14 protein-coding genes are annotated in these 23,780 nt (G+C 39.8%); 12 read left to right on the plus strand and 2 right to left on the minus strand.

All coding sequences use genetic code 11. The annotated features are described in order from the left end of the window. Window positions 1-150 precede the first annotated feature (150 nt). The 12 genes from P8O16_RS05260 to P8O16_RS05315 all read left to right on the plus strand — a co-directional run bounded on the left by P8O16_RS05260 (window position 151) and on the right by P8O16_RS05315 (window position 21,841). Entirely contained in the window at window positions 151-2,565 is a 2,415-nt protein-coding gene (locus P8O16_RS05260) for an ABC transporter permease (protein ID WP_300311584.1), read from the plus strand. A 175-nt stretch (window positions 2,566-2,740) separates the two neighbouring features. Beyond that, window positions 2,741-3,316 (plus strand): hypothetical protein, encoded by a 576-nt coding sequence (locus P8O16_RS05265; RefSeq protein WP_300311586.1) that lies wholly within the window; start codon window positions 2,741-2,743, stop codon window positions 3,314-3,316. 274 nt (window positions 3,317-3,590) lie between these two features. Further along, window positions 3,591-3,950: a hypothetical protein gene (locus tag P8O16_RS05270; RefSeq protein ID WP_300311588.1), complete on the plus strand. Its 360-nt coding sequence runs from the start codon at window positions 3,591-3,593 to the stop codon at window positions 3,948-3,950. A gap of 332 nt (window positions 3,951-4,282) precedes the next feature. Beyond that, window positions 4,283-6,727, plus strand: coding sequence for an ABC transporter permease (locus tag P8O16_RS05275; protein WP_300311590.1), 2,445 nt, complete (start codon window positions 4,283-4,285; stop codon window positions 6,725-6,727). A 272-nt stretch (window positions 6,728-6,999) separates the two neighbouring features. Beyond that, window positions 7,000-9,423, plus strand: a complete 2,424-nt coding sequence (locus P8O16_RS05280; RefSeq protein WP_300311592.1) for an ABC transporter permease — start codon at window positions 7,000-7,002, stop codon at window positions 9,421-9,423. 204 nt (window positions 9,424-9,627) lie between these two features. Next, complete coding sequence (locus tag P8O16_RS05285) at window positions 9,628-12,039, plus strand: ABC transporter permease (RefSeq protein WP_300311594.1); 2,412 nt, start codon at window positions 9,628-9,630, stop codon at window positions 12,037-12,039. Window positions 12,040-12,277: 238 nt separating this feature from the next. Beyond that, window positions 12,278-14,695 carry an outer membrane beta-barrel family protein gene (locus P8O16_RS05290; RefSeq protein WP_300311596.1) on the plus strand — a complete coding sequence of 806 codons (2,418 nt, stop codon included), beginning with the start codon at window positions 12,278-12,280 and terminating at the stop codon, window positions 14,693-14,695. Window positions 14,696-15,070: 375 nt separating this feature from the next. Continuing rightward, window positions 15,071-15,658: a DUF1080 domain-containing protein gene (locus tag P8O16_RS05295; protein ID WP_300311598.1), complete on the plus strand. Its 588-nt coding sequence runs from the start codon at window positions 15,071-15,073 to the stop codon at window positions 15,656-15,658. A gap of 27 nt (window positions 15,659-15,685) precedes the next feature. Next, complete coding sequence (locus tag P8O16_RS05300; protein WP_300311600.1) at window positions 15,686-17,035, plus strand: Gfo/Idh/MocA family oxidoreductase; 1,350 nt, start codon at window positions 15,686-15,688, stop codon at window positions 17,033-17,035. 224 nt (window positions 17,036-17,259) lie between these two features. Next, entirely contained in the window at window positions 17,260-19,659 is a 2,400-nt protein-coding gene (locus tag P8O16_RS05305; protein ID WP_300311602.1) for an FtsX-like permease family protein, read from the plus strand. A 171-nt stretch (window positions 19,660-19,830) separates the two neighbouring features. Continuing rightward, a complete protein-coding gene (locus tag P8O16_RS05310) occupies window positions 19,831-20,505 on the plus strand; it encodes an ABC transporter ATP-binding protein (protein ID WP_300311603.1) in 675 nt (224 codons plus the stop codon). Next, window positions 20,492-21,841, plus strand: a complete 1,350-nt coding sequence (locus P8O16_RS05315) for a TolC family protein (protein ID WP_300311605.1) — start codon at window positions 20,492-20,494, stop codon at window positions 21,839-21,841. The genes P8O16_RS05310 and P8O16_RS05315 overlap by 14 nt, the downstream gene beginning before the upstream one ends. A 187-nt stretch (window positions 21,842-22,028) precedes the next feature. Here P8O16_RS05315 and P8O16_RS05320 read toward each other — a convergent pair whose 3' ends face one another. Both P8O16_RS05320 and P8O16_RS05325 read right to left on the minus strand, forming a co-directional pair. Continuing rightward, window positions 22,029-22,874 (minus strand): OmpA family protein, encoded by an 846-nt coding sequence (locus P8O16_RS05320; RefSeq protein WP_300311607.1) that lies wholly within the window; start codon window positions 22,872-22,874, stop codon window positions 22,029-22,031. Between the two features lie 203 nt (window positions 22,875-23,077). Beyond that, the gene (locus P8O16_RS05325) at window positions 23,078-23,671 is read right to left on the minus strand and encodes a DUF4136 domain-containing protein (protein WP_300311609.1); all 594 of its coding nucleotides are present in this window, start codon (window positions 23,669-23,671) and stop codon (window positions 23,078-23,080) included. Window positions 23,672-23,780 lie beyond the last annotated feature (109 nt).

The following is a 23,780-nucleotide window of genomic DNA, read 5'->3' on the forward strand; positions in this document are numbered from 1 at the left end:
CATCTACCAATTTACGCTTGAATTCTTCAGAATACTTCCGGTATGGATTGATCCTTTTTCCCGTTTTTAGCATTTTTCAAGTAGCTTTAAAACGGTCAACCTATATCAGGGAATGACAGATTTCTGTGGATCTAATAATTTTAAAAACCCATGTTGCGAAATAACTTCAAAATTTCTCTTAGAAACCTCAAAAAGCATAAATCGCTTACAGTGATCAATGTGTTGGGGATGGCTGTAGGCTTGGCGGCATGTTTGCTGATCGGGTTATTTATTTTTGATGAATTGGCGTACGATCAAAACATCAAAGATGGAGATCGAATTTACCGTGTAGCCTTGGAAACTTCCGACACCAAATGGGCAGGAAGTCCTGGACCGCTGGCAGAAGGATTGAAAAATGATTTTGAGGAAGTAGAAAATTCTACACGGATCATGAAGTTTCCAGAATTGGACCAAATGCTTCTGAAAAGTGAAAGCAACGGGGAGATCAAGCAATTTTATGAGACCAAAGGGTACTATGTGGATTCCACCTTTTTTGATGTAATCGATTATGAGTTTATAAGTGGTCTTCCCTCTAACGCTTTAAAAGCTCCTAATTCGGTTATTCTATCTGCTTCACTTGCTGAAAAGTTTTTTGGAGAAACCGATCCTTTAAATCAGCCAATAACTATCGGTCTGCCTTTTGGTGACTTCGATTATACCATTACGGGAGTATTTGAAGATCGCAACCGGCAATCCCATATCGATGCGAATTATTTTCTGTCGATGGAAAATAATGACATTGGAAATGGAGTCAAGCGCATGACAAGTTGGGCGGCTAACAATATCTTTTACACCTATGTGAAGCTAAAGCCAACTACTGAACCCAACGTTTTTGAAGCCAAGCTTCCTGCTTTTTTTGACAAGCATGGAGCGGCTGATTTGAAGGCTATGGGAGTGGAGAAAAGTCTGTTTTTGCAACCTCTGCAAGATATTTACCTACACTCCAATATAGAATATGAACTAGGTGCTACCGGAAATGTCACCACGCTTTATGTATTTGGGTCAGTTGCTGGTTTTATTCTTTTGATCGCTTGTATCAACTTTATGAATTTGGCCACGGCCCGATCCGAAAAGCGATCGAAGGAAGTGGGGATTCGGAAACTACTAGGCGCGAATAAAAGAGAATTGGTTAGACAGTTTTTGGGAGAATCTATGCTAGTTTCATTGATTGGATTGATTATAGCTTTTCTTCTCGCTTCATTTTTGATGCCTTATTTCAATGACTTGACAGGCAAAGAACTCGATTTATACCAACGATCGTTTCCTTTAATTGCGATCTTCTTGTTGGCTATTGTAGCGGGCTTGCTTGCCGGAACTTATCCTGCTTTTTTCCTATCGGCATTTACGCCAAGTGCTGTTTTGAAAGGGAAATTCAGGGGAAGATTGTCTGGTTTTTCACTTCGTCAGGTACTTGTTGTTTTCCAGTTTGCTATTTCAGCTTGTCTGATCTTGATGGTTTTTGTGATCAAGAATCAGTTGGACTTTGTCCAAGATCAAGACCTAGGCTTTAATAAAGAGCAGCAATTGATCTTACCGCTCAAGAGCGAGGATGCTGTTTCAAAGTATGATGTGCTCAAAGCTGGTTTGTTGCAAAATTCAAGTGTGAAATCTGTGACCTTGGCAACGACTTATCCCGGCATTGAGAGCATTGAGAGCATGATGTATTATGCAGATGGTAAGACTGTTGACGATGTAGTCAATATCACCAATGCTTTTGTAGGCGATGATTTTGTAGAGACACTCGGATTTCAGCTACTGGAAGGAAGATCTTTTACGGAAGAATATACCTCGGAATATCCAATGATTATTTTGAATGAGTCAGCTTTAAAATCCTTGGGATATGAAGTGGGTGAGGCGGTTGGAAGAAAGGTCCACTTCGATTGGAAAGGGGAGTTGAATACATTGGAAATCGTAGGTGTGGTAAAGGATTTTAATTATCAAAGTCTTCACACGAAGATTAATCCTTACGCTTTTATCAAAGAAAATAGAGGCGGATACCTGATCGCTAATTTTGCAGGACCAAATACGGACGAAGTGCTAGCCACTGCCGAGTCCATCTGGGGAAAAGTCAACATTGCTGATCCTTTTATCTATTCATTTTTGGATCAGGATTTTCAGCGGAATTATGAGAAGGAAGAGCGTGTAGCAAACATCATCATAGGTTTTGCCTTGTTGGCAATAATTATAGCTTGTCTTGGTTTGTATGGACTTACCACTTTTATGACAGAGCAACGAACAAAGGAAATTGGCATTCGAAAGACAATGGGTGCAAGCGATTGGAGTATTGTGACCTTGCTTTCGAAGGATTTTGGAAAGACAGTTTTACTGGCAATTCTGATTTCTATTCCGCTCAGTCTCTATTTGTCAAATGCCTGGCTGGAGAATTTCGCCTTCAAAATCGAACTGAAATGGTGGTATTTTGCTGTGACTGGTTTGGTGGCTTTGATGATTGCAATGATCACCGTGAGTTTCCAATCGATTCGATCTGCAATGATGAATCCTGTGGAAAGCTTGAAAAGCGAGTGAGATGATATAAGATATAAGATTTAGGATATAGGATTTAAAGTAAGAAAGCTGAAAATCGGCAAAGCCAAGATCCGAGAATCAAGATCTGAGAACCAAGATTCGACAACTCACAACTCACAATCGAAACCTTAATTGCTGAGTGCAACCAAAGCCATGGAAATATGGTTAACGTCGCATGCATACCATCGAACCTTATTATAACTGGCGTAATAGCTATATAGCTTCTGAAGACCCTCAGTCCCCATTTTTCGGTTATGAGAACAGTGAGGTTCAATTCACAGATCAGATTTATAATTTTTTGATTCACCCGCAATGGGATAATATCGGCAGCGAAACACTTTTTCTAAAGGTAATTTATGCGGACTACGAGGATGGTTTTGCAGTAATCGAACTGATGGGAGAATGGAATGATCTTTTGCATAACGATATCATGACGCTAAAGCGAGGAGTGATTGAGTTAATGATCGCAGAAGGGATTACTAAATACATCTTGATTTGTGAAAATGTGCTCAACTTTCACGCTGATTTGGATTCAGATGATTATTACGATGAATGGCAAGATGAATTAGAAGATGGCTGGATTGCTGTATTAAACTTGCGGGATCATGTATTTACCGAGATGTGTAAATATGGCATCGATCGATACTTGGTCATGGGAGGGAAGCTAAACGACGTTGGGTGGAGAACCCGTCACCCAAAACAACTCTATGAAAAAATTGATGAATTGGTGATGAGGAGGTTGGGAATGTGATTTTAGATTAGAAAATATGAGTTTTCGGAATTAAGGGAGTAGGGAAATTTCATTTGATTTTTGGGCTGGAAGACCGATGACGGATGACCGAAGCGGCCTAAAATCTAGAGTTTAACTTATTATTTGCTGCTTTGAGATCTTTTACTGGCTGAAAAGCGGATATACATAAATTTTATTTTGGATTACTAAGGAGGTCTTCTTGCTTAAAGATTTGTTATGTAACCTTGTTGCAAAAAATGTCGTTGCTACTCCTTGAAAACAAAACCAATTGAAGATGAAAACTCATAATTTATTGAGCAAATGGAAAATCAACCAAGTAATGAATCTGAAAAAGGCATCTTTCCTGCTTTTTTTAGGGCTAGCCACTTTGGCTGGGGTAGAGGCGACTACGCTGAAGGCTACAGACTCTACGAGCAATTATTCAGAAGAAAAGCCGCTGGATTTCACACTTAAAATCAATGATGTGCCTGAGCTGCCATCCATTACCTTGGTAGACGACAAACTCAATATTGTAGCCCAATTTTACGGGGATACAAACCAATTGAAAAAACAGTTCGAAAATGTATTTGAAAATGCGACACTGATCGCAGAATATAACCTGAGAAGAATGTATCTGATTTCTCCCAAAAAGTGATCGAAGTATTAAAGTGAATTTGAAAGCGTAAGCATCATGCTTACGCTTTTTTTTTGATAATGGGGATGCTTTGAACAGCTGAATCTGTATCCTTTTTTGATGAAAAGTTTAGGGTTAAATCCAGTGGCAATTAATTCTTTTAGCCAGTACTTCCATTAGAAATGTCGGGTCCTTCAATGAGCGGAAGGCGGGTTTTGCCCGATATCGAACAAAAATGTCCGAGGTTTTGATCCAGTGAATTCAAAAATAGGCGTTTCTGACTTTTTTAGGCACTTTTCAACTGGTACAGAACTGGAATACACAGGAATGATCCAAAGAAACTTTTCACATTTATGCTCAAAAACTACTTTAAAATCGCCGTAAGAAACCTCCTGAAGCATAAGCTTCATACAGGAATTAACTTGATCGGATTGTCGCTTGGACTGGGAGTCAGTATTCTGATTTTCTTTTTTGTGCAGCAAGAGATGAGTTTTGATTCTTTCCATGCAGATGGGGAAAAGGTTTTTAGGATAAAACGGTTTGAAATGATTGAGGGTACTTTCCGAGAAAGCTATTCTTCACCTGCAATCACCGCTCCGACTTTAGCAGCTGAATTCCCGGAAATTGAAAAAGTAACACGCATGGTTGGTGGGGGCGTTCAAGCTTATATTACTGATGAAAATACTGATTTTCAAACTTTCATGATGGTGAGTCCTACCTTCTTGGAGATTTTTGATTTTGAATTAATCCAAGGAAATAAAAGTCAGGTACTGGCTGATAAATACAGCGCAGTAATTACCGAAGAGACCGCGAAAAAATTCTTTGCCGATGAAAACCCAATCGGAAAATCAATCCGGTTGAAGATGGGTGAAAACTTTGAAAGCTACCAAGTCACTGGCTTATTAAAAGACATTCCAGAAAACTCGAGTATCAAATTTGAAATTCTGCTCAATGACGAAAACCTCTCTTATTCTTTCGATGAAGAGTCTCTGACCAACTGGTTTAATATTTTTGGAGAGACTTATGTAAAGCTTTCAGATGCATCTCTAGAGCAAAATGTGGAGGCAGGAATGGAGGCGATGATGAAGAAAGTTCTGGGTGAGGATTATAAGCAGGGAGAATATTATTTCACATTGGAGCCAATTCGCGACATGCACTTGACGGATGTGGAAACTGAGGGCATGGTGGAAGTCACCAAACCGAAGTTGCTTTTAATCCTAGGTGGAATTGCATTTTTAATTTTGTTAATAGCTAGTATCAATTTTACCACCATGGCTATCGGTCGGGCGACTACTCGAGCTAAAGAAGTTGGGGTTCGGAAAACGATGGGGGCAGACTTTAAGCAACTGATTTTCCAATTTTTGACTGAAGCCTTTTTGACTACGCTACTTGCATTGGTATTTGGGTTGATTTTGGCAGAAGTGCTTTTGCCTACATTCAATGAGCTTTTTGAAAAGGAATTAAACCTAATCTATGGTCCTTCCCAGATCGGGATTCTAATTGGTTTGATCCTATTGATCACTGCTCTGGCTGGAGCATATCCAGCACTATTCATGTCGAGCTTGAAGCCCATAAAGGTTTTGAAAGGGAATCTGTCGATGAATTTTGGAAAGCAGGCACTTCGAAAAGGCTTGGTCGCATTTCAATTTTTCATCTCCTTCTTACTGATTGCTGCGACATTGATCATGGTAAATCAGATGAATGCCATTCGAACCTTTGATTTGGGTTTTGATCAGGAGATGGTTTTGATGGTGGATGTGCCCGATTTCCCATCTAAGAGTTTTGAGACTTCTGTAGAGGAAAGTTTCAAACAAGCCGAGCTATATCGCCAAGCATTGATTCGGAGATCGGAGGTGCAATCAGCAGGGATTTCCATTGCGACTTATGGAGATAATGCATTTTGGCAGGCTGGATTTCCATTGGAGGATGGCAAAAGCTTTAACTACAGGATCAATTTCGTAGGGGGTGATTATGTGAAAACATTAGGTTTTGAAATCTTGGAAGGGCGCGATTTGGATCCAGCTCCTGGGGCTGATTCTGCAGCTTTTTTAATTAATGAAGCATTTGCTCAAGCTATGAATTGGGATGATCCTACGAAGGAAATACTAGATCCCAGCCGCTTTGATCCACATCAAATAGTTGGTGTAGTTAAAGACTTCCATCACTCTTCACTCTATAAAGAAATTGAACCGGTTCTTATTGCTAAAAGTCCAAAAATAGCTTTTAGTGGAATTAATAGATTGATGATTCAATCCACGACTAATCCAAAGGTGCTAGTGAAAGGTTCTGGGACAGACTTTGAAGCATTTAAAGCAGTTTTGGAAAGTGAGTGGAAAAAGACTTTTCCATCCGAAGCCTTCTCTTTTAACTTTATGGATGAGACCGTACAAGAGCAATACAAAGCAGATGAGCGCTTGGGGAAAATGGTTTTCCTTGCGGCTGGAATAGCGATTCTAATTGCAGCGATGGGATTATTTGCTTTAGTAGCACTTAGTATTTCAGGACGGACCAAAGAGATCGGGATCCGAAAAGTCCTTGGCGCTTCCAGTTGGAGTATCAGCTGGATGTTTAATAAAGAGTTTTTAATTATCACTTTGATAGGTGTGTTCTTCGCATTACCGCTGAGCCTGTATTTGATGCAAGATTGGATTTCTCAGTTTGCCATAAAAGAATGGCCTTCTTGGATCAGCTTTGCAATGCTTGGAATAGGAGGAATAGGATTCACGCTCTTGATTGTCTCAGCACAATCTTACCGAGCCACACAGATGAATCCGGTGGAGACACTGAAGGACGAATGAGGGATTTATGATGTCTGAAAACGTCATTGCGAGATCTTTTTTCCGATTGTGGAAATAGGCAAACAACTCAAAGATTGAAGCAATCTGTTGGAGGAAGCAGATTGCTTCGGAAATGGAAAAATATTATTACAAGGATGAGTCGCTTATTTCCTCGCAATGACGAAAGAGACTGTCCTCGAATATTGAATAGAAGTAATACCCTGTCATTGACGGTTCAGATTGCTTCGGATTTGAAAAAAAATATAAAAAAATCAGAGGAATAAATCCTCGTAATGACGAATACCATGCTCAAAAACTACTTAAAAATCGCTTGGAGGAACCTGCTTAGAAATAAGCTTTATTCCTTTGTAAATATTTCAGGTTTGTCCATCGGTATGACGGTCTGCATATTGATTATGCTTTTTGTGAATTATGAACGGGATTTTGATCGATTTCACACCAAAAATATTTATCGGCTAAATGAAGTTCAGAATTGGGAGGGAATGGTCGCTCCCCAAAAGGTAGCCCTATCCATGTATCCCATGGGGCCAACGCTTTTGGAGGAATTCCCCGAGATCAAGAATTTTACACGACTTAGTTTGGCTGGTGAATTCAAGGTGAAAAATGAAAATAAAGAGACCATTCTTTCAAAAACCGTTTGGGCGGACTCTTCCTTTTTCCAGCTTTTTGATTTTAAACTTATCGAAGGAAATCCGGAAACTGCTCTGAAGGATCCCTTCAGTATAGTTTTGACTCGGGAAAGTGCAGAGAAAATCTTCGGAAGTAAACCGGCTCTCGGTGAGGTTCTAACGCTTTCCGAGCAAGACACTGTTTCTTACTCCGTGACCGGGGTAATGGAAAACTTTCCAGAAAACTCCCATTTGCAGTTTAATGCACTGAGCTCATTCAATAGCTATGTTGGTCCACAAGCGATAGAAAACTGGGGAGGCAATTGGCTGACGACTTACCTAGAATTGGGAGAGGATGTGAATATTGAAGAGTTGGAGAAGAAGTTTCCGGATTATCTTCTTTCCCACATGGATGAAAGAGAAGCAGATGACTATGAGTTGTTTCTTCAGCCATTGAGTGAGGTTCATGCCGGATCCTCGGATATCACACATGATTACCTCAATTTTCAGAAGTTCGACAAAGCCTACACCCGCATCTTTTTTTACATCGCGATCCTGGTCATGGTGATTGCTGCGCTCAATTTTGTCAATCTCTCCACCGCTAAATCCATCAATCGCGCCATGGAAATCGGGGTGAGAAAAGTGTCAGGCGCCACAAAATCCAATCTTTATTTCCAATTCATAGGTGAATCGGTATTTATCAGTTTGATAGCGATGTTTTTTGCCTTGGTGTTGGTTGGGTTTTTCCTTCCTTCACTCAATCAATTCAGTCAGCGATCCCTCGTATTTCCGATTCTATCGGAACCATTAACTTTGATTTATATCCTTTCCGGAGCGGTTTTGATTGGGATCTTGTCTGGACTTTACCCAGCCTTGTACCTATCTGGTTTCCGACCTGCGGGAATATTGAAAGGCGCAGATTTGAAGATTGGGAATAAATCAGGATTTAGGACTACGCTTGTGGTGGTGCAGTTTTCAGCTGCGATATTCTTGATCATCTCCACCATTTTTGCGAGCAGGCAATTGCGCTACATGCAGGCGAAAGACTTGGGTTTTGCCTATGACCAAATTTTGACGATCCCCTTTGGCAATCAGCCGATCGAAAAGTATGGACCTTTCAAACAGCAACTTCTGAGCAACTCTTCGGTTCAAAGTGTATCAGCTTCAGGTCAGAGACTGGGGAATAACCTGCACCAGACCTCTATGATTTTTGAAGGAAAAGAAGATACCCGTGAGCTTTCGACTTCCCATCTGGTCGTGGATCCCGACTTTGTCAGTCTTTACCAAATGGAATTGGTAGCAGGGAGAAACTTTATTCCCGAAAACAAGGCCGAAAGCGGTAAGGGCTTTATCATCAATGAATCCTTAGCCAAAGAATTACTTGCTGCGGAAAGCCAAAATGCAACTTTGGAATCTTTAATCGGCAAACCTTTTGGATTTGGTTGGGCAGATTCATTGGGTCAGATCGTCGGGGTAGTAAGAGACTTCAATTTTAATTCACTCCATCACAAAATCGAAACGCTATTTCTGGTCCGTGAGGAAAACTGGGGCTATGCTGAGATTTCTGTCAAAATCAACGGCTCACAAGCCAACGAGGCAATTGCGGCTATCGAAACTGTTTGGAATCAGCATTTTCCGGAAAGAGAGTTCGAATACAGTTTTCTGAATTCCCATTTTGAGGAATTGTATCGAGCCGACCGCACGGTGAATTACATCGTAGGCTTGCTAACCATACTTTCCATTTTGATTTCCTGCTTGGGCTTGTTTGGTTTGGCCTCATTTGCCACCGAGCAGCGGGTTAAGGAAATAGGAATTCGCAAAGTATTAGGTGCATCAGTCGCTAAAGTGGTGATGCTGCTTTCCAAAGATTTCGTTATGCCGGTCTTTTGGGCAATTCTCCTTGCTGTTCCGATTTCATGGTTTGCCGTCAACCAATGGCTAGAAGACTATGCCTACCGGATCAGTTTTGAATGGTGGATCGTAGGAATTGCAGGAGGTTTTGCTTTGCTATTGGCCTTGCTAACAGTAAGCTTTCAATCAATTAAAGCAGCTATTGCCAATCCGGTTAAAAGCCTGAAAAGCGAATGATGGATGAATGAGAGGATTTACAATTTAGAAATTGCGATTTACAGGATTCGTGATAGAGTTGAACGTGGATTTAGAAATGAAAAATATCGAATGAGGAATTTCGAATGATGAAGTCTAGGAATATCGAATGATGAATTTAGATGTCAGATGTTTATTAGAATTTTAGAATTTTTTAATCTTCAAATTTTATAATCAAAAGAAACCATGCTTAAAAACTACTTAAAAATCGCTTGGAGAAATGTTTTCAGAAATAAGGTAAGATCTGCAATCCATATTTTAGGGCTTTCGATTGGGATTGCGATCTGTTTTTTGATTTTCAATGTGGTCACCCATTCCTATAGCTTTGATCGATTTCACCCTGATGTAGAGCGGATATATCGCATCAATACTTTGACGGATTGGGGCGATGGGGGAGCTTTTCCTAATTCCGGTACTCCAGGTCCATTGGGAGAGGTGATTCAAGATGAAATCCCGGGTATAGCACAGAAAGGAAGATTATATACCGGATATCAGACTTTGGTAGCTGACCCTTCCAACAATCGGACATTTGGTAGATCTAATTTTGTGACTTATGCCGATGGAGGTTTCTTTGAGATTTTCCCTAGAACTTGGTTGGCCGGCGATCCCAAAACTGCATTAGAAAAGCCAAACAGTCTGGTGATTTCCGAGGTAAGTCTTCATAAATATTTTCCAGGATCAGAAGCTGCTGATGTTTTGGGAAAGGAGCTTTTGTTTGTAGAAGCAGATAGCATTCCGGCAATGATCACTGGTGTTGTTACGGACTATACTGAGAATTCTGATTTCATTTTCCAGGACTTCATTTCCCTAAGCACCATTCAAACTGAAGCACTTAAAGAATGGTATGGACTTCATATTTGGGGTTCTGTCAACTCGAGTTCACAGCTTTTTGTAAAACTTGACCCAAATGTTGACCTCGAATCTATTGATAAAGCTTTTACATCTCTGGTAGAAAAGCATTTTGAATTAGACGATGACTCAAAGACAAGTTTTTTTGCAGAGCCCTTGGCAGAAATGCATTTCTCTCAAAACTATGCAGATGATCATGTCTCCAAAGTCTTCTTAAAAGGATTGATTTTTATCGGCTTGATTATTCTGGTTTTAGCAAGTTTGAATTTTATCAATCTTGAAACTGCCCAAGCTATCAACCGGGCAAAGGAAGTGGGAATCAGAAAGACAATAGGGGGGAGTAGAGGAGAGTTGATCCTTCAATTCTTGACTGAGACCTTTTTATTAGTTTTACTGAGCACCTTATTTGCGATGGTTTTTGTAGAAGGGCTTCGGCTTTCATTTGCCAGTTACCTCCCTCAGGATTTCAATTTGGAGTTTTTATCGAATGTCAATTTGATTTTCTATTTGGCTTTTCCCCTTACGCTCACCTTGGTGACAGGCATTTATCCCTCTTTGATTTTATCCGGATACCAAGCTCAGCGGGCTTTGAAAGGTGAATTTTCAAAATCGGGGAAATTTTCAATGGGAGCTTTTCTTCGGAAAAATCTAACGGTGCTTCAATTTGCATCTTCCATAGCCTTTATCATTTTGGTCTTGGTTCTGAATTCGCAACTCAAATTTGTAACGAGCCAACCCCTTGGTTTTGAAAAAGATGCAGTGCTTTATTCTGGGTTACCATTTATGTCTGATCCAGATAAAATGCTCCAACTTCAGAATCGCTTAAACCAAGAATCTGCGGTGGACGCAGCGAGTTTGAGCGGGAGTTTGGTGTCGTCCAACAGTCTTTGGACTTCGGATGCCTACGTTCCTGTGGATACTACCGAAAAGCAAATTTATGTCCAAGTGATGAATGTGGATTCCGCTTTTGTACGAGTAAATGGAATTTCGCTGTTGGCAGGAACTGCTGCGATCAAAAGTGATGACGAACTGATTGTCAATGAAAATTTCCTCAAAGAAGCTGGTTTTAGCTCAAAAGAGGAAGCAATTGGGTTGCAGATCCGACACGGTGGAAAGGAATTTAGGATTATAGGTGTTATTGGAAATTTTCATTCGAGAACATTGCGCGAAGAGATTAGACCCATGCTGATGAAGCGGGAACCAACTTACTTCCAAACGGTGAGTGTGAAACTTAACAGCGATCAAAATTTGGCAGAAGCCAAGCAAAATCTGGAGAATATTTATGAATCGATTTATCCAAATGAGGAGGCTTCATTTAGTTTTCTGGATACTCAGATTGAGAAGTTTTACGAAGAAGATCTTAAAATCAGAAATGTCTTGGGCTTTGCCTGTGGCTTGGCAATCTTGATCAGCTGTATGGGTTTATTTGGACTTTCTTCCTTCACTATAGCACAGCGAACCAAGGAAATCAGTATCCGGAAAGTGCTGGGAGCCACCTTGCAGCAGATCTTATTTTTGATTTCCAAGGACTATGTGATTTTAGTAGGAATCGCATTTTTATTGGCGATTTATCCTTCCTATTATTTCTTGAATGATTGGCTGAATGGCTTTAATACAAGAATCGATATGCCTTACCTGATCTTTGCTGCAGCAGGACTTGGAGTGATGGCGATCTGTCTGATCATTGTGGGTACCCATTCTTACATCGCTTCGCAAAGCAATCCGGCGGAAGTGCTGAAAAGCGAATGAGTGGATTTTAGATTTAGGATTTCAGATATAAGATTTTAGGGTCTATTACAACAGATGGAGAATAAAAGACGGGTTCTTAAATTAAAGCCGTATTCTCTAGCCCACTTTTTTAATCGTGGGTGAAGATGATACAATTGTTAACCCGATCTTATTTTCTCCTTAAATTATTTAGGAGGTGATTACCCGGGTTAAATTATTTCGATTTTTGAGGTGTTGGAATGTTTGAATACAATGCCTCATGAAAAAATCAATTTTGGTTTTCTTTTTTATATTTGGAATCCTTGGAGGTTTTAACAACCTGTTTTCCCAATCCATAAAAGTAAAGCTCTCCGGGAAAATCATTGATGAAACTACCCAAGAGCCTTTGCCCTATGTGAATGTTTTGCTAAAGAAAAACATTGACTCAACTTTTGTGACGGGCTCGATTTCTGATGAAGCTGGTTTATTTATCCTTAATGATGTACCATCAGGGGAGTACGTTTTAGAAACAAGTTTTATAGGATTCGAATCTGTAATTATCCCAGTTTTTGTCGGATCAAATTCTCCATTTTTAAATTTGGGAGAGTTGCAGATGAAAACTTCAATTCAGGAATTAGGCGAGGTGGAGGTTATCGGACAGCAAGATGCAGTTGCTACCAAGCTGGATAAGAAGACCTATGATCTTTCTGAAAATATCAGCCAATCTGGAGGATCCGTGCTTCAAGCAATGCAAAACTTGCCAGGGGTAGCAGTTCAGGAAGAGAAAGTGCAGATCAGAGGAAATGATCGAATCACTGTATTAATTGATGGAAAGCAAACCGCTTTGACAGGATTTGGAAATCAAACTGGCTTGGATAATCTGCCTGCTTCCGCCGTGGAAAAAATCGAAATCATCAATAATCCTTCGGCTAAGTTTGATGCAAATGGGAATGGTGGAATCATCAACATTATTCTTAAAAAAGAGCAAAAACAAGGTGTAAATGGAAGTGTGGGATTAGCACTAGGCCTTGGGGCAATGTGGGAGAAGAAAGCAAATCTGCCGGGTATTCGGCCTCAGTATCAAAACACCCCTAAAATCAACCCATCGCTTTCTCTGAATTTCAGAAAGAAAGACTTGAATTTTTTCATCCAAGCGGATAATCTCTATACCCAAACACTCAATAAGAATGAGTTTGTAATCCGAACTTATGATGATGGTACGGTGATCAATCAGCAGCTCAAACGAAATCGGAATACCAATTTTCTCACCACACGGGCCGGAGTAGATTGGACGATTAATTCTTCGAATATCTTAACGATTTCAGGACTTTTCGGGAGTGAGAAAATTATTGATCGAGGGGATCAGCCATTTTATAATGAAGATTTTACAGAGCAACTGAGACTTTGGCAGTTTTTGGAAGATGAGTTGAAAACTACAGTGATGGCCACTGCGGCCTTTCAGCACAAGTTTTCTGATCCAGGTCATACCCTTTCTGCAGGTATGAATTATACTTTTCACCGAGAGGATGAGCAGTATTTCTTTACCAATACGCTTCCTAATTCTGTTGGCCAAGATGCATTCAAGTTATTGTCAGATGAGAATGTTTTGGATTGGACACTTGACTATGTGAAGCCATTGCCTCAAGGTAAATTGGAAATGGGTATGAAGCTTCGAAGACGATGGATTCCTACGAATATGCAGTTTTTTCCAGGATTGAATTCGCCTATAGATTCCTTGGCTGGTGGAGCGGCTACGTATCGTGAAACCATTCCTGCAGTCTATGGCAATTACATTTATGAAACCAAGAAACTCGAAGCTGAGATCGGCTTAAGAGTGGAATACGTGAATCTGAACTACGAAGTGAATCCAAATCATCCAACTTATAAAAGCGATGGCTATCAGTATTTCCAACCATTCCCAAATACCCGAATTTCCTACAAAGTCAATGATTTTAATAAGTTGACTTTTTCCTATAATCGCCGAGTGGATCGACCAAATGAAGTGGATATCAGGATCTTTCCAAAATACGATGATGCTGAGATTATCAAAGTTGGAAATCCAGCTTTACAGCCCCAATTCACGAATTCATTTGAGTTAGGATGGAAAGCAGGTTGGAACTCTGGCTATCTTTATTCCGCCATTTATCATCGGATGGTCAATGGTACGATTACCAGAATTTCGACTACCGTACCTGACAGCCGATTGATCTATGCTATTTTCCAAAATGCAGATAAAAGCTATAACAGCGGAATTGAATTGATTTGGAATCAAGAGGTGAACGACTGGTATACTTTTGATTTAAACCTGACGGGCTATCATAATCAGATTGATGCGTTTACGGTTGAAAACTTATATCCAAAGCCACATACTTTCACTGCTGAGAAACAGGAGATCTTTTCAGGAAATGTGAAGTGGAATTCCAAATTCAAGTTTTCAGAAAATCTGAGTGGGCAAGTTTCTGTAATTTATCTCGCTCCGGATTTGATTCCACAGGGCCGAATAGATTCTAGATTTTCGGTAGATGTAGGTTTGAAGCGTTCAATCCAAAATGGAAAAGGGGAACTGTTTTTTAATGCCACAGACCTATTCAATACTTTGGTAATCAATCGAACTATTCAAGGAAATGACTTTAGCTACACCAGCGCGGATTACTACGAGACACAGGTGATAAGAGTCGGGTATACCAGGAAGTTTTAGGACGAGTGAATAGTCACGATTTAATATAGTCCAAGGGTATAAGCCCTTGGCGATGTTTTGCTAATCCATAAGTTTTCTTTTTCAAAAAAATCAACAAACATCCACTGGTGTAATAAATATTTTTAAGTAAGTTTTTCGAAGAGAATTTCCTCTGAAAAGTTATCTTGCAGATAAGATTGAAGATTAATTTCTCCTAGTTAATTCTTTTTTCTAATGAAATCGAGCATTACCTAAGCTACTTACAGAGCTGTGATTATAAACTGCGAGATTCCATATGGCTTTTGAAAAATAATTTATTACCCTATGAATAAACCCATCTTAGTCACTTTCATTTTAATTTTTTCCGTTTTCTCTTTTGCTTCATTTGGTCAAAAAATGAAAAATGAAAAAGGCTTTTCCCCACTCTATAATGGGAAGAATCTAGAGGGTTGGGTTGGTAATAAAGAGTCTTATCGATCTGAAAATGGGCTAATTATTATTGATCCTAAAGGAAAGGGTGGAGGGAATCTTTATACTGAAAAGGAATATGGAGACTTTATTCTCCGCTTTGAATTTCAGCTAACCCCAGGCGCTAATAATGGTCTAGGTATTCATGCACCTTTAGAAGGGGATGCGGCCTATTTAGGCAAGGAAATTCAGATCTTAGATAACACCGCTTCCAAATACGATGGACTGAAAGAATACCAATTTCATGGTTCTGTCTACGGGGTAATTCCTGCCAAAAAAGGCTTTTTAAAACCTGTTGGAGAATGGAATCAGCAAGAAGTAATCGTCCAGCATCCCAAAATCACAGTGATTCTAAATGGTACAGTGATCTTAGAGGGAGATTATCTGGAAGCTAGTAAGAATGGAACGTTAGATGGAAAAGAACATCCGGGCTTGCAGCGTGATAGAGGTCATATTGGCTTTTTGGGACATGGAGATGTAGTCCATTTCAAAAATATTAGAATTAAGGAATTGTAGATATATAAGAATTAAACAAAGAAGGATATGAGTAAAAAATTCACATTTATCGACCGACGGGATTTCATCAAGAAAACAGGTCTTGGATTATTCGGATTAGCATTGACCCCAGCTGCACTTGCAAATGTCAAAGCAGGAGGTAGACTTCGTACCGCACATATTGGAGTTGGAAATATGGGGATGGAGGATTTAAAGGCTATTTCTTCACATGAATTGGTAGATGTTACTGCCCTTTGTGATGTGGATAGCAATAATCTTGCTGCAGCATCGAAGCTTTTCCCTAATGCGAAAACCTATTCGGACTATCGCATTATGCTGAAAGAAATGGAAGAATCGGTTGATGCAGTGGTTGTTTCTACACCTGATCATACCCATGCTCCGGCATCTCTGATGGCGATGAAGATGGATAAACCCGTTTATTGTCAAAAACCATTGACGCATTATGTGACTGAAGCTCGAAAGATGAAGGCTTTGGCGAAAAAGAAAAACCTTGTCACACAGATGGGAATTCAGGTTCATTCTTTTTACGATTACAAATTAGCTACACTTTTGATCCAATCTGGAATCATTGGAAAAGTACATACCGTCCGTGCTTGGTCTCCAAAAAATTGGGGCTACGACGGTCCTGAACCTGTAGGAAGTGATCCAGTTCCTTCTACTTTAGACTGGAACCTTTGGTTAGGAACTTCGGCTGAGCGACCGTATAAAGAAAACGTTTATCATCCTGGAAATTGGAGACAATTAGTTGATTACGGATGTGGAACCTTGGGTGATATGGGTGTACATATTTTTGATACTCCTTATAACGCGCTTGAGCTTGATGTCCCTCGCACTATTGTAAATGAATGTAGGGAGCCTAATGGTTTTGGCTATCCAGTGAATAATGTTGTGACTTACGAATTCCCTCAAACTCCGTATACTACCGAAACATTGAAGTGGGTATGGTACGATGGACCAGGAGCACCACCAGCCCATGAGGATTTGATTTTGCCAAATGGAGATGAGCTTCCTGATCAAGGAGCTATGTTTTTGGGAGAAAATGGAAGATTATTACTTCCACATTTCCAGCAATTGCCTCGGAAAATAGTTGACGGAAAATATGTTGAAATGGATATCGAGTCTTTCAATCTTGGTAAACCGGTAAAAGATTATGCTTCCGAAAGTAAAAAGCACTACCACCAATTTGTGGATGCTTGTCTTGGAAAAACCGAGACAACCGCTCCTTTTGATTATTCAGCTCGATTGACAGAAACCATCCTTTTGGGAGTAATCGCTGGTCGCTTCCCAAATGAGACACTTCATTGGGATAGTAGAAAAGCCAAGTTTGCAGAGAAAAAAGCAAATAAGTTTTTGAAGGGTAAGTACAGAAAGTTTTAAAAAGAACTGAATGAATCAAATTGATTTGTCCGCTACCGAACAAAAATGTTCGAGAAAACAGTTGGTGAAAATCTAAATAAAGGCCTCTGAAGCTAATTCAGGGGCTTTTTTTATGGCATAAAAGTGGGAATGATTAATGTAGAATTTAGAATGTAAAATGTAAAATTGATATTTCAGGAATGGATAATCTTCCAATTTTTCAATTTTAAAATCTTCCAATTATTATGTGGAAAAACTATCTTAAAATTTCCTTTAGAAATCTTAGAAAGCGGAAGCTTTATACGGGGATCAATTTGCTGGGCTTGACAGTTGCTCTGGTTAGTTTTATTGTGATAGCACTTTACATTAACCACGAGTGGAGCTATGATCGCATGTATGCAGACTATGATCGAATTTACAAGATCAATCAGGAGTTTATTTCAAACGGAGAATCCCAGCTCGTGGGTTCCTCTCCCTCTTTACTTCCAGTAACACTTTTAGAGGAATTTCCTGAAGTGGAAAATGCCACTTTGATTTTCGACTTGAGTATATTTTCATCTGTGATGATTGATGCAGGTGAAGGAAGCCAAGAGGAGAATCACTATGCTATGGTGGATGAGCATTTTTTTGAGGTATTTGATTTCAATCTGATCGCAGGACAAAAAACCGGAATTCTTTCTGAACCAAATCAGCTAGTCCTTACTGAGTCCACTGCCAAGCGCTATTTTGGTTCAGCTTTTAATGCAGAAGGAAAGTCATTGAAAGTGGATGGTAAGGATTTTTTGGTCACCGGTGTAATGGAAGATTTTCCAAGTAATAGTCATCTTGCTTTTGACTTTTTGGCATCCTTCAAAAGCCATCGCCATAGCCGCGAACCAGAATGGTCACCGAGTAATTATAACAATTACGTGAAACTGAAGCCAGGAACCGATGTGGCCTCTTTCGAATCCAACATGGCAGAAATGGTTGAGAAATACTTAGGTGCGGACTTGGCAGAATACGGCTATGAAACAGCTTTTTTTACTCAACCCGTTACAAACATCCACTTAGGAGATCCTACTTTGAGCACGATCAAGCCGGGAACAGATATTAAATACATTTATATTTTTGGGGTGGTTGCGATCTTATTGATTGCCATAGGGATCATCAATTATGTGAATCTGGCTACTGCCGAAGCTACCGAGCGAAACAAAGAAGTAGGCCTTCGCAAAGTGATGGGAGCTGATCGAAGCCAACTTTTTGGTCAGTTTGTATCAGAATCGATGATTCTTTCTTTAGGGGCAATTTTGTTGAGTATTTTGGTAATCTATTTGGTTGCTATTCCCTTTGAGAATTTCGGAGGTGTTCCCCTTGATTTGAATTTATTGTTTTCACCTATTGGGATCTTTGGGCTGACAGGTCTCTTTCTTATGGTGGGACTATTGGCTGGTTTTTACCCTTCGCTGATATTATCCGGAATGGAGCCGATGAAAGCTTTAGGAAATAAATTAAAAATCGGAGGGGGCGCCTGGGTCAGAAAATCACTGGTTGTCTTCCAGTTTTTTGTTTCGATGGGACTTCTTATTTCCACTTTTGTGGTAAAGAGTCAGCTGGACTTCATGCGTGAAGTGAATTTGGGATATGATAAAGAGCAAGTAGTGGCCTTGAATTATCATTATACTATGCGAGAGTCTATCCCAACACTCCGAGATGAAATGATTCGATCGGGAGCGGCGGTTTCTATTGCCAGAGCAGCGGATATGCCTCATGATGTAAAGGCGGGATACAAGATTTTTCCCGGGGGAGATAATAGCCGTGAGTTTATGATTACTGGATACGCGGTAGACCCGGAATTGATTGGGACCATCAATTTGGAGCTGCTAGCAGGAGAAAATTATACACAATCTGACCCGGTAAGGAGAGGACTTGAAGAAAATGGAGAGATGCCAATTCTCTTAAACGAATCCGCTATAGCGGAAATGGGCTGGACTTCCCAAGAAGCAATAGGGAAAAAAGTAAACGTAGGATTCACCAATAATGCAATAGTAAAAGGAATTGTGAAGGACTTCTATTTCAGTTCCCTTCACCAAAAAGTAGGCCCAATGGTGATCTTTAACGATCCGGAAGAAGCGAATGTGCTTTTGATAAAATTGGCGGCTGGAAATCCGACTGCAAATCTCGCTTCTCTTGAATCAATCTGGAAGAAACTGGTTCCAGGTCGTCCTTTCAATCCTAAGTTTTTGGATCAGGAATATGCAAGCCTCTACCAATCAGAGCAAAAGGTGGGTTTGATTTTTGGCTTGTTTTCAGGAATAGCAATCTTCATAGCGTGCATGGGTCTTTTTGGATTGGTTTCTTACGTGGCTTTGCGAAGAACTCGTGAGATTAGCATTCGAAAAGTCCTCGGTGCTACGCAAGGAGATGTGCTCAAGGTTCTTTCTTTTGATTTCTTAAAGCTTCTTGGCATTTCAGCAGTCTTGGCGATTGGGTTTGGCATGTGGTTCTCAGATTCTTGGCTGGCGGCTTTTGCCAATCGAACGGCTTTAACAATATGGCCATTTGTGATTGCTATTTTGGCAGTCATGATTTTGGCAACATTGACAATTGGGTACAGAAGCTGGAAAGTATTCCGATTGAACCCAGCTAGGACATTGAAGAGCGAGTAAGTGATTCAACGACAACTATCCACTTTGATAATGAAATACGAATGACGATTTACGAGATTTATGGAGGATTTATTCCCCTTCTTCCTCACCAACTCATTAACAAACTTCATCTACTCCTCTTCATCCGTCACAAATTTTGCAATCTTTCAATTTTACAATTTTCAAATTCTAATGATACAACTCAAAAACTTAGATAAATTCATCGAATCACGTTTCCAACGGGTCTTTATTCTGAAAGGGATTGATCTAACCATAAATGAAGGAGAATTTCTCACACTTATGGGACCAAGTGGTGCGGGGAAATCAACCCTGTTAAATGTTTTAGGTTTGCTGGATGAGTATTATGAGGGCGATTATTCTTTTGGAGATCGAAGTATTAAATCCATGAAAGAACGAGAGCGGTCTGCACTGCACAAAAGTGAGTTTGGATACATTTTTCAAGCCTATCATTTGATCGATGAGTTGACTGTCTATGAAAATATAGAGACTCCGCTACTTTATAGAAATGTCTCTTCTTCTGAGCGAAAAAGTATCATAGCCAACTTAATGGATCGATTCAATATGGTGGCGAAAAAAGATCTGTTCCCTGCCCAACTTTCCGGAGGTCAGCAGCAGCTGGTTGGGATTGCTAGGGCGGTTGCAGGAAGGCCTAGAGTTTTGCTTGCAGATGAGCCAACTGGAAATCTTCATTCTGGTCAGGCTAAAGAGATCATGGAGATTTTCCAAGAGCTTCATCGAGAAGGGACTACAATTATTCAGGCAACGCATGCAAGGGAAAACGCCGATTTTGGAACCCGATTAATTAATATGCTAGATGGTAAAATTGAAAGTGATGAAGCGATTTAATTGGATAAAAATTTATTTGAGTGTTGGGATTTCTTTTCTTTTTTCGGGGGAAATTTTAGCTCAAGACACGTTAAAAATTGATTTCCGTGAGGCAGTGGAATTAGCCCTTCAGGCCAATGCAGCATATCAAACTCAATTGAACTCTTTGGAAGTTTTGCAAAAGGAAAAGCAAGTGGCAATGTTTTCCCATTTTCCTTCCGTCGGATTCAATACTACTTTTGCGCAGCAGTCAGGTCAGCAGTTTCAACAGATTGAGGGAGAAATCGTAGTGACAAATGTGACTAATGAGATTATCTCGTCGGGATTGAATTTAAATATGCCAATATTCAATTCCGGAAGAAGAATTCTTGATACTCAATCTGCAAAACTCGCTTATGACGCTGGCGAAAAAGGGCTAGATCGTGCGAGTCAGCAAGTGGTTTTTGATGTGGCAAGGAGGTATTTACAAGTTTTATTAGATCAGGAATTACTTCGAATTGCCACTGAAAATCTTGCTAATCAAAAGGAGCAATTGAGACAGATTCAAGGATTTGTAGATGCAGGTTTGCGGACACTATCTGATCAATACAATCAACAATCTGAAGTAGCTCGATTAGAATCTGTATTGGTGGACGCTCAGGTGCAATTGGAAAATGACCTTTGGGATCTATCTGAATATTTGCAATTACAGCCAGGTGTAACCCCGGATTTGACTCCTGTAGATGCTTCAGCAAGGGAGAATAGTCTGCAAGATCTCCCAATGGATGAACTTTATGAAATCGCAGCTGCTAATCGTGCTGACAAAGCACAACAAGAACTTCTTGTGAATTCTACCAAAAAGGATTTGAAAGCTATAAAGGCAATGTATTTTCCACGTCTTTCGGCTTTTTATAATTATTCAACATTCTTTACTTCATTGGATGATCGGTCTATTCAAGAACAATTATTGAGAATTTACCCACAAAATAATCTTGGATTGAACCTTACAATCCCGATTTTCAATAATTTCCAAAACCGAGTGGATGTAAGCAGGAGTAGGGTTGCATATAAAAACCAAGAAATTCGAAAAGCAGCTATTGATAGAAAAGTCTATCAAGATGTCAGATTGGCTTATCAGAATTACCAGGCAGCTGTTCGAAAAACGGCAAATACGGATGTGCAAGTATTTGCTGCCAAAGAGGCTCAATTAGCTATTGCGGAGCGTTTTAGACTAGGACTTTCAAATTTTGTGGATTTGGCAACTGCCAATCAGCAATTAGTAGCCGCCCAAGCTGACCAAGCACAGTCAGTTTATACCTTGTTTTTCCAAGAGGTTTTGATGAAGCACGCTTTGGGGACCTTGGAAGTGTTGGATTAATTTGGTAAATTCTTCAGCCAATCTTCCAGAGCGGATGAAAAAGAAGAATATACTCTGGGCCAAATTGATAATCTTAGGCTTAAGTAAAATTGAAATAAAAGAGAATTTAAAAAAAAGTAATTCAGTAAAATAGAAAAAAGCAAGCCGATTGAGCTTGCTTTTTCTATTTTATATCTGAGCCAGTTTATTATAACATTGCAAAGAACATATCCAGATCTGGGATCAAAACGATTCTAGTTCTTCTGTTGATTGCCATATTTTCAGGAGAATCATTTTCTACTAAAGGCATATAGCTCGATCTTCCGGCAGCGATCATTTTCTCTGGTGCGACGTTATAGTCATTCTGAAGCTTTCTGATGATGCTGGTTGCCCGCTTTACAGATAAATCCCAGTTGTCCTGAACTACACCTGTAGAGATGGTTCGAGGATCTGTATGACCTTCAACCATAACCTCAAGACTTGGTTCGGCATTGATCAATTCGGCAAGTTTCGCCAATAGTGGATCTGCTTTTGAATTGATTCTATAGCTACCCGTATTGAAAAGTAATTTGTCAGATACGGAGATCATCACCACGGTATTTTCAATACTGATTTTGATGTCATCGCTATCCTCTCCTGTAGTATCTGAGATGTTTTGAGTGAGGTTATATTCTACAGCCAGATTGACAGAATCCTCCATTGTTCGAGCTTCGGCTAGTTTAGCAGGATCTACTTTTGCCAAAGTAGCTTTCATTTTTTCTTTATTATTCTTAGACATCAAGGTTGCACCCTCTAGAGTAAGCATTCCATCGTTTTGAAGCGATAGTTGGTCATTGGTGTCTTTAAGTGAGTTGATTCTCGCATTGTATTCGGCTACTCTTGCTTCTATTATTGACATTTTTTCTTCGAGCTCTGCCTTTTCTTGATTGGTCATGGCTAGTTCAGTCTGAGTCTGGAAGAGATTGCTTTCAAGAGCTGTGTATTTCTTTTTAGAAACACATGATACTGTCAATGCAGCACTAAGAATTCCCGTCAAAATGATCGTCTTTTTCATTGTTGATTTGTGTTGTTTGGTATCATCAAACCCAAATCGATTGCCAGAAAAATGCTGAACCTAATCAAAAAGAAAAAAGCCTCTCTATGTGATATAGGAGGCCGTTTATTCTAAAATCAAAGGATTAATAGGTTTTAGATCAGAATTATTAATTCTTTGAAAGTTGTGGAGCAAAGCAACAGGTTGCCCCTAAAATTGCCCGACTAACGAGGAGATTCTCCAAATCGGTTGACGATTTTAAATTCATTCATAACCCGATAAGCAGCTCTTGTGATATCAGCTTGAAAATCCGGAGAATTGAAGTCAAACCGAGTAGGAGTGTAGCCTTGCCAGATGGTATTGCCAAGCTTGCTATCTATAACATAAATTACAAGCATACCTTCATTTTTACTATACCTCACCATGTTGTATGTTTCATCTTTTTCCTGCTCTCGAGCTAATTCACCTTCCTCGTCTCGATAAGTTGTTCCTCTACGCTTTAGCCAGTAGTCAAACTCAGGCTGTACATAGCCACGATAGCTTATTGAATCTGTGAAAATCTTATAGCTGACTAACATGTCAGGTTGAACTGGTTTTTCTTTGAATCCTTGTGATCCGAGTCTTGCACCAATAGTCGCATTCAATACTGGCGAAATCATAGAAGAATCTCCCTCATTTGTCTCTACAAAAGCAAAGGTTTTATATTTTTTGAAAGAACCCTGATAGTTATAGTCGTATTCAGTGACATAATCTTTCTGAGAAAAACATCCACATGTGATTACTGCAATCAATGCTGAGAGAAAGTAGATTTTTTTCATGCTTAAAATAGATTTGGTTGATGACTGAAAGAACAATAAGTAGGTAACTCGTAAAGCGAAATGATGTTTTACCAATCACTTGTTGTTCAATTAAATAGCCATATTAATT

This window comes from Algoriphagus sp., assembly GCF_029254265.1.
Taxonomy (GTDB): domain Bacteria; phylum Bacteroidota; class Bacteroidia; order Cytophagales; family Cyclobacteriaceae; genus Algoriphagus.

What these genes read in the sequence shown, in the direction of transcription:
- P8O16_RS05260 (WP_300311584.1), top strand. Translation starts at nt 151, where the DNA reads ATGTTGCGAAATAACTTCAAAATTTCTCTTAGAAACCTCAAAAAGCAT.
- P8O16_RS05265 (WP_300311586.1), top strand. Translation starts at nt 2,741, where the DNA reads ATGCATACCATCGAACCTTATTATAACTGGCGTAATAGCTATATAGCT.
- P8O16_RS05270 (WP_300311588.1), top strand. Translation starts at nt 3,591, where the DNA reads ATGAAAACTCATAATTTATTGAGCAAATGGAAAATCAACCAAGTAATG.
- P8O16_RS05275 (WP_300311590.1), top strand. Translation starts at nt 4,283, where the DNA reads ATGCTCAAAAACTACTTTAAAATCGCCGTAAGAAACCTCCTGAAGCAT.
- P8O16_RS05280 (WP_300311592.1), top strand. Translation starts at nt 7,000, where the DNA reads ATGACGAATACCATGCTCAAAAACTACTTAAAAATCGCTTGGAGGAAC.
- P8O16_RS05285 (WP_300311594.1), top strand. Translation starts at nt 9,628, where the DNA reads ATGCTTAAAAACTACTTAAAAATCGCTTGGAGAAATGTTTTCAGAAAT.
- P8O16_RS05290 (WP_300311596.1), top strand. Translation starts at nt 12,278, where the DNA reads ATGAAAAAATCAATTTTGGTTTTCTTTTTTATATTTGGAATCCTTGGA.
- P8O16_RS05295 (WP_300311598.1), top strand. Translation starts at nt 15,071, where the DNA reads ATGAAAAATGAAAAAGGCTTTTCCCCACTCTATAATGGGAAGAATCTA.
- P8O16_RS05300 (WP_300311600.1), top strand. Translation starts at nt 15,686, where the DNA reads ATGAGTAAAAAATTCACATTTATCGACCGACGGGATTTCATCAAGAAA.
- P8O16_RS05305 (WP_300311602.1), top strand. Translation starts at nt 17,260, where the DNA reads ATGTGGAAAAACTATCTTAAAATTTCCTTTAGAAATCTTAGAAAGCGG.
- P8O16_RS05310 (WP_300311603.1), top strand. Translation starts at nt 19,831, where the DNA reads ATGATACAACTCAAAAACTTAGATAAATTCATCGAATCACGTTTCCAA.
- P8O16_RS05315 (WP_300311605.1), top strand. Translation starts at nt 20,492, where the DNA reads ATGAAGCGATTTAATTGGATAAAAATTTATTTGAGTGTTGGGATTTCT.
- P8O16_RS05320 (WP_300311607.1), bottom strand. Translation starts at nt 22,874, where the DNA reads ATGAAAAAGACGATCATTTTGACGGGAATTCTTAGTGCTGCATTGACA.
- P8O16_RS05325 (WP_300311609.1), bottom strand. Translation starts at nt 23,671, where the DNA reads ATGAAAAAAATCTACTTTCTCTCAGCATTGATTGCAGTAATCACATGT.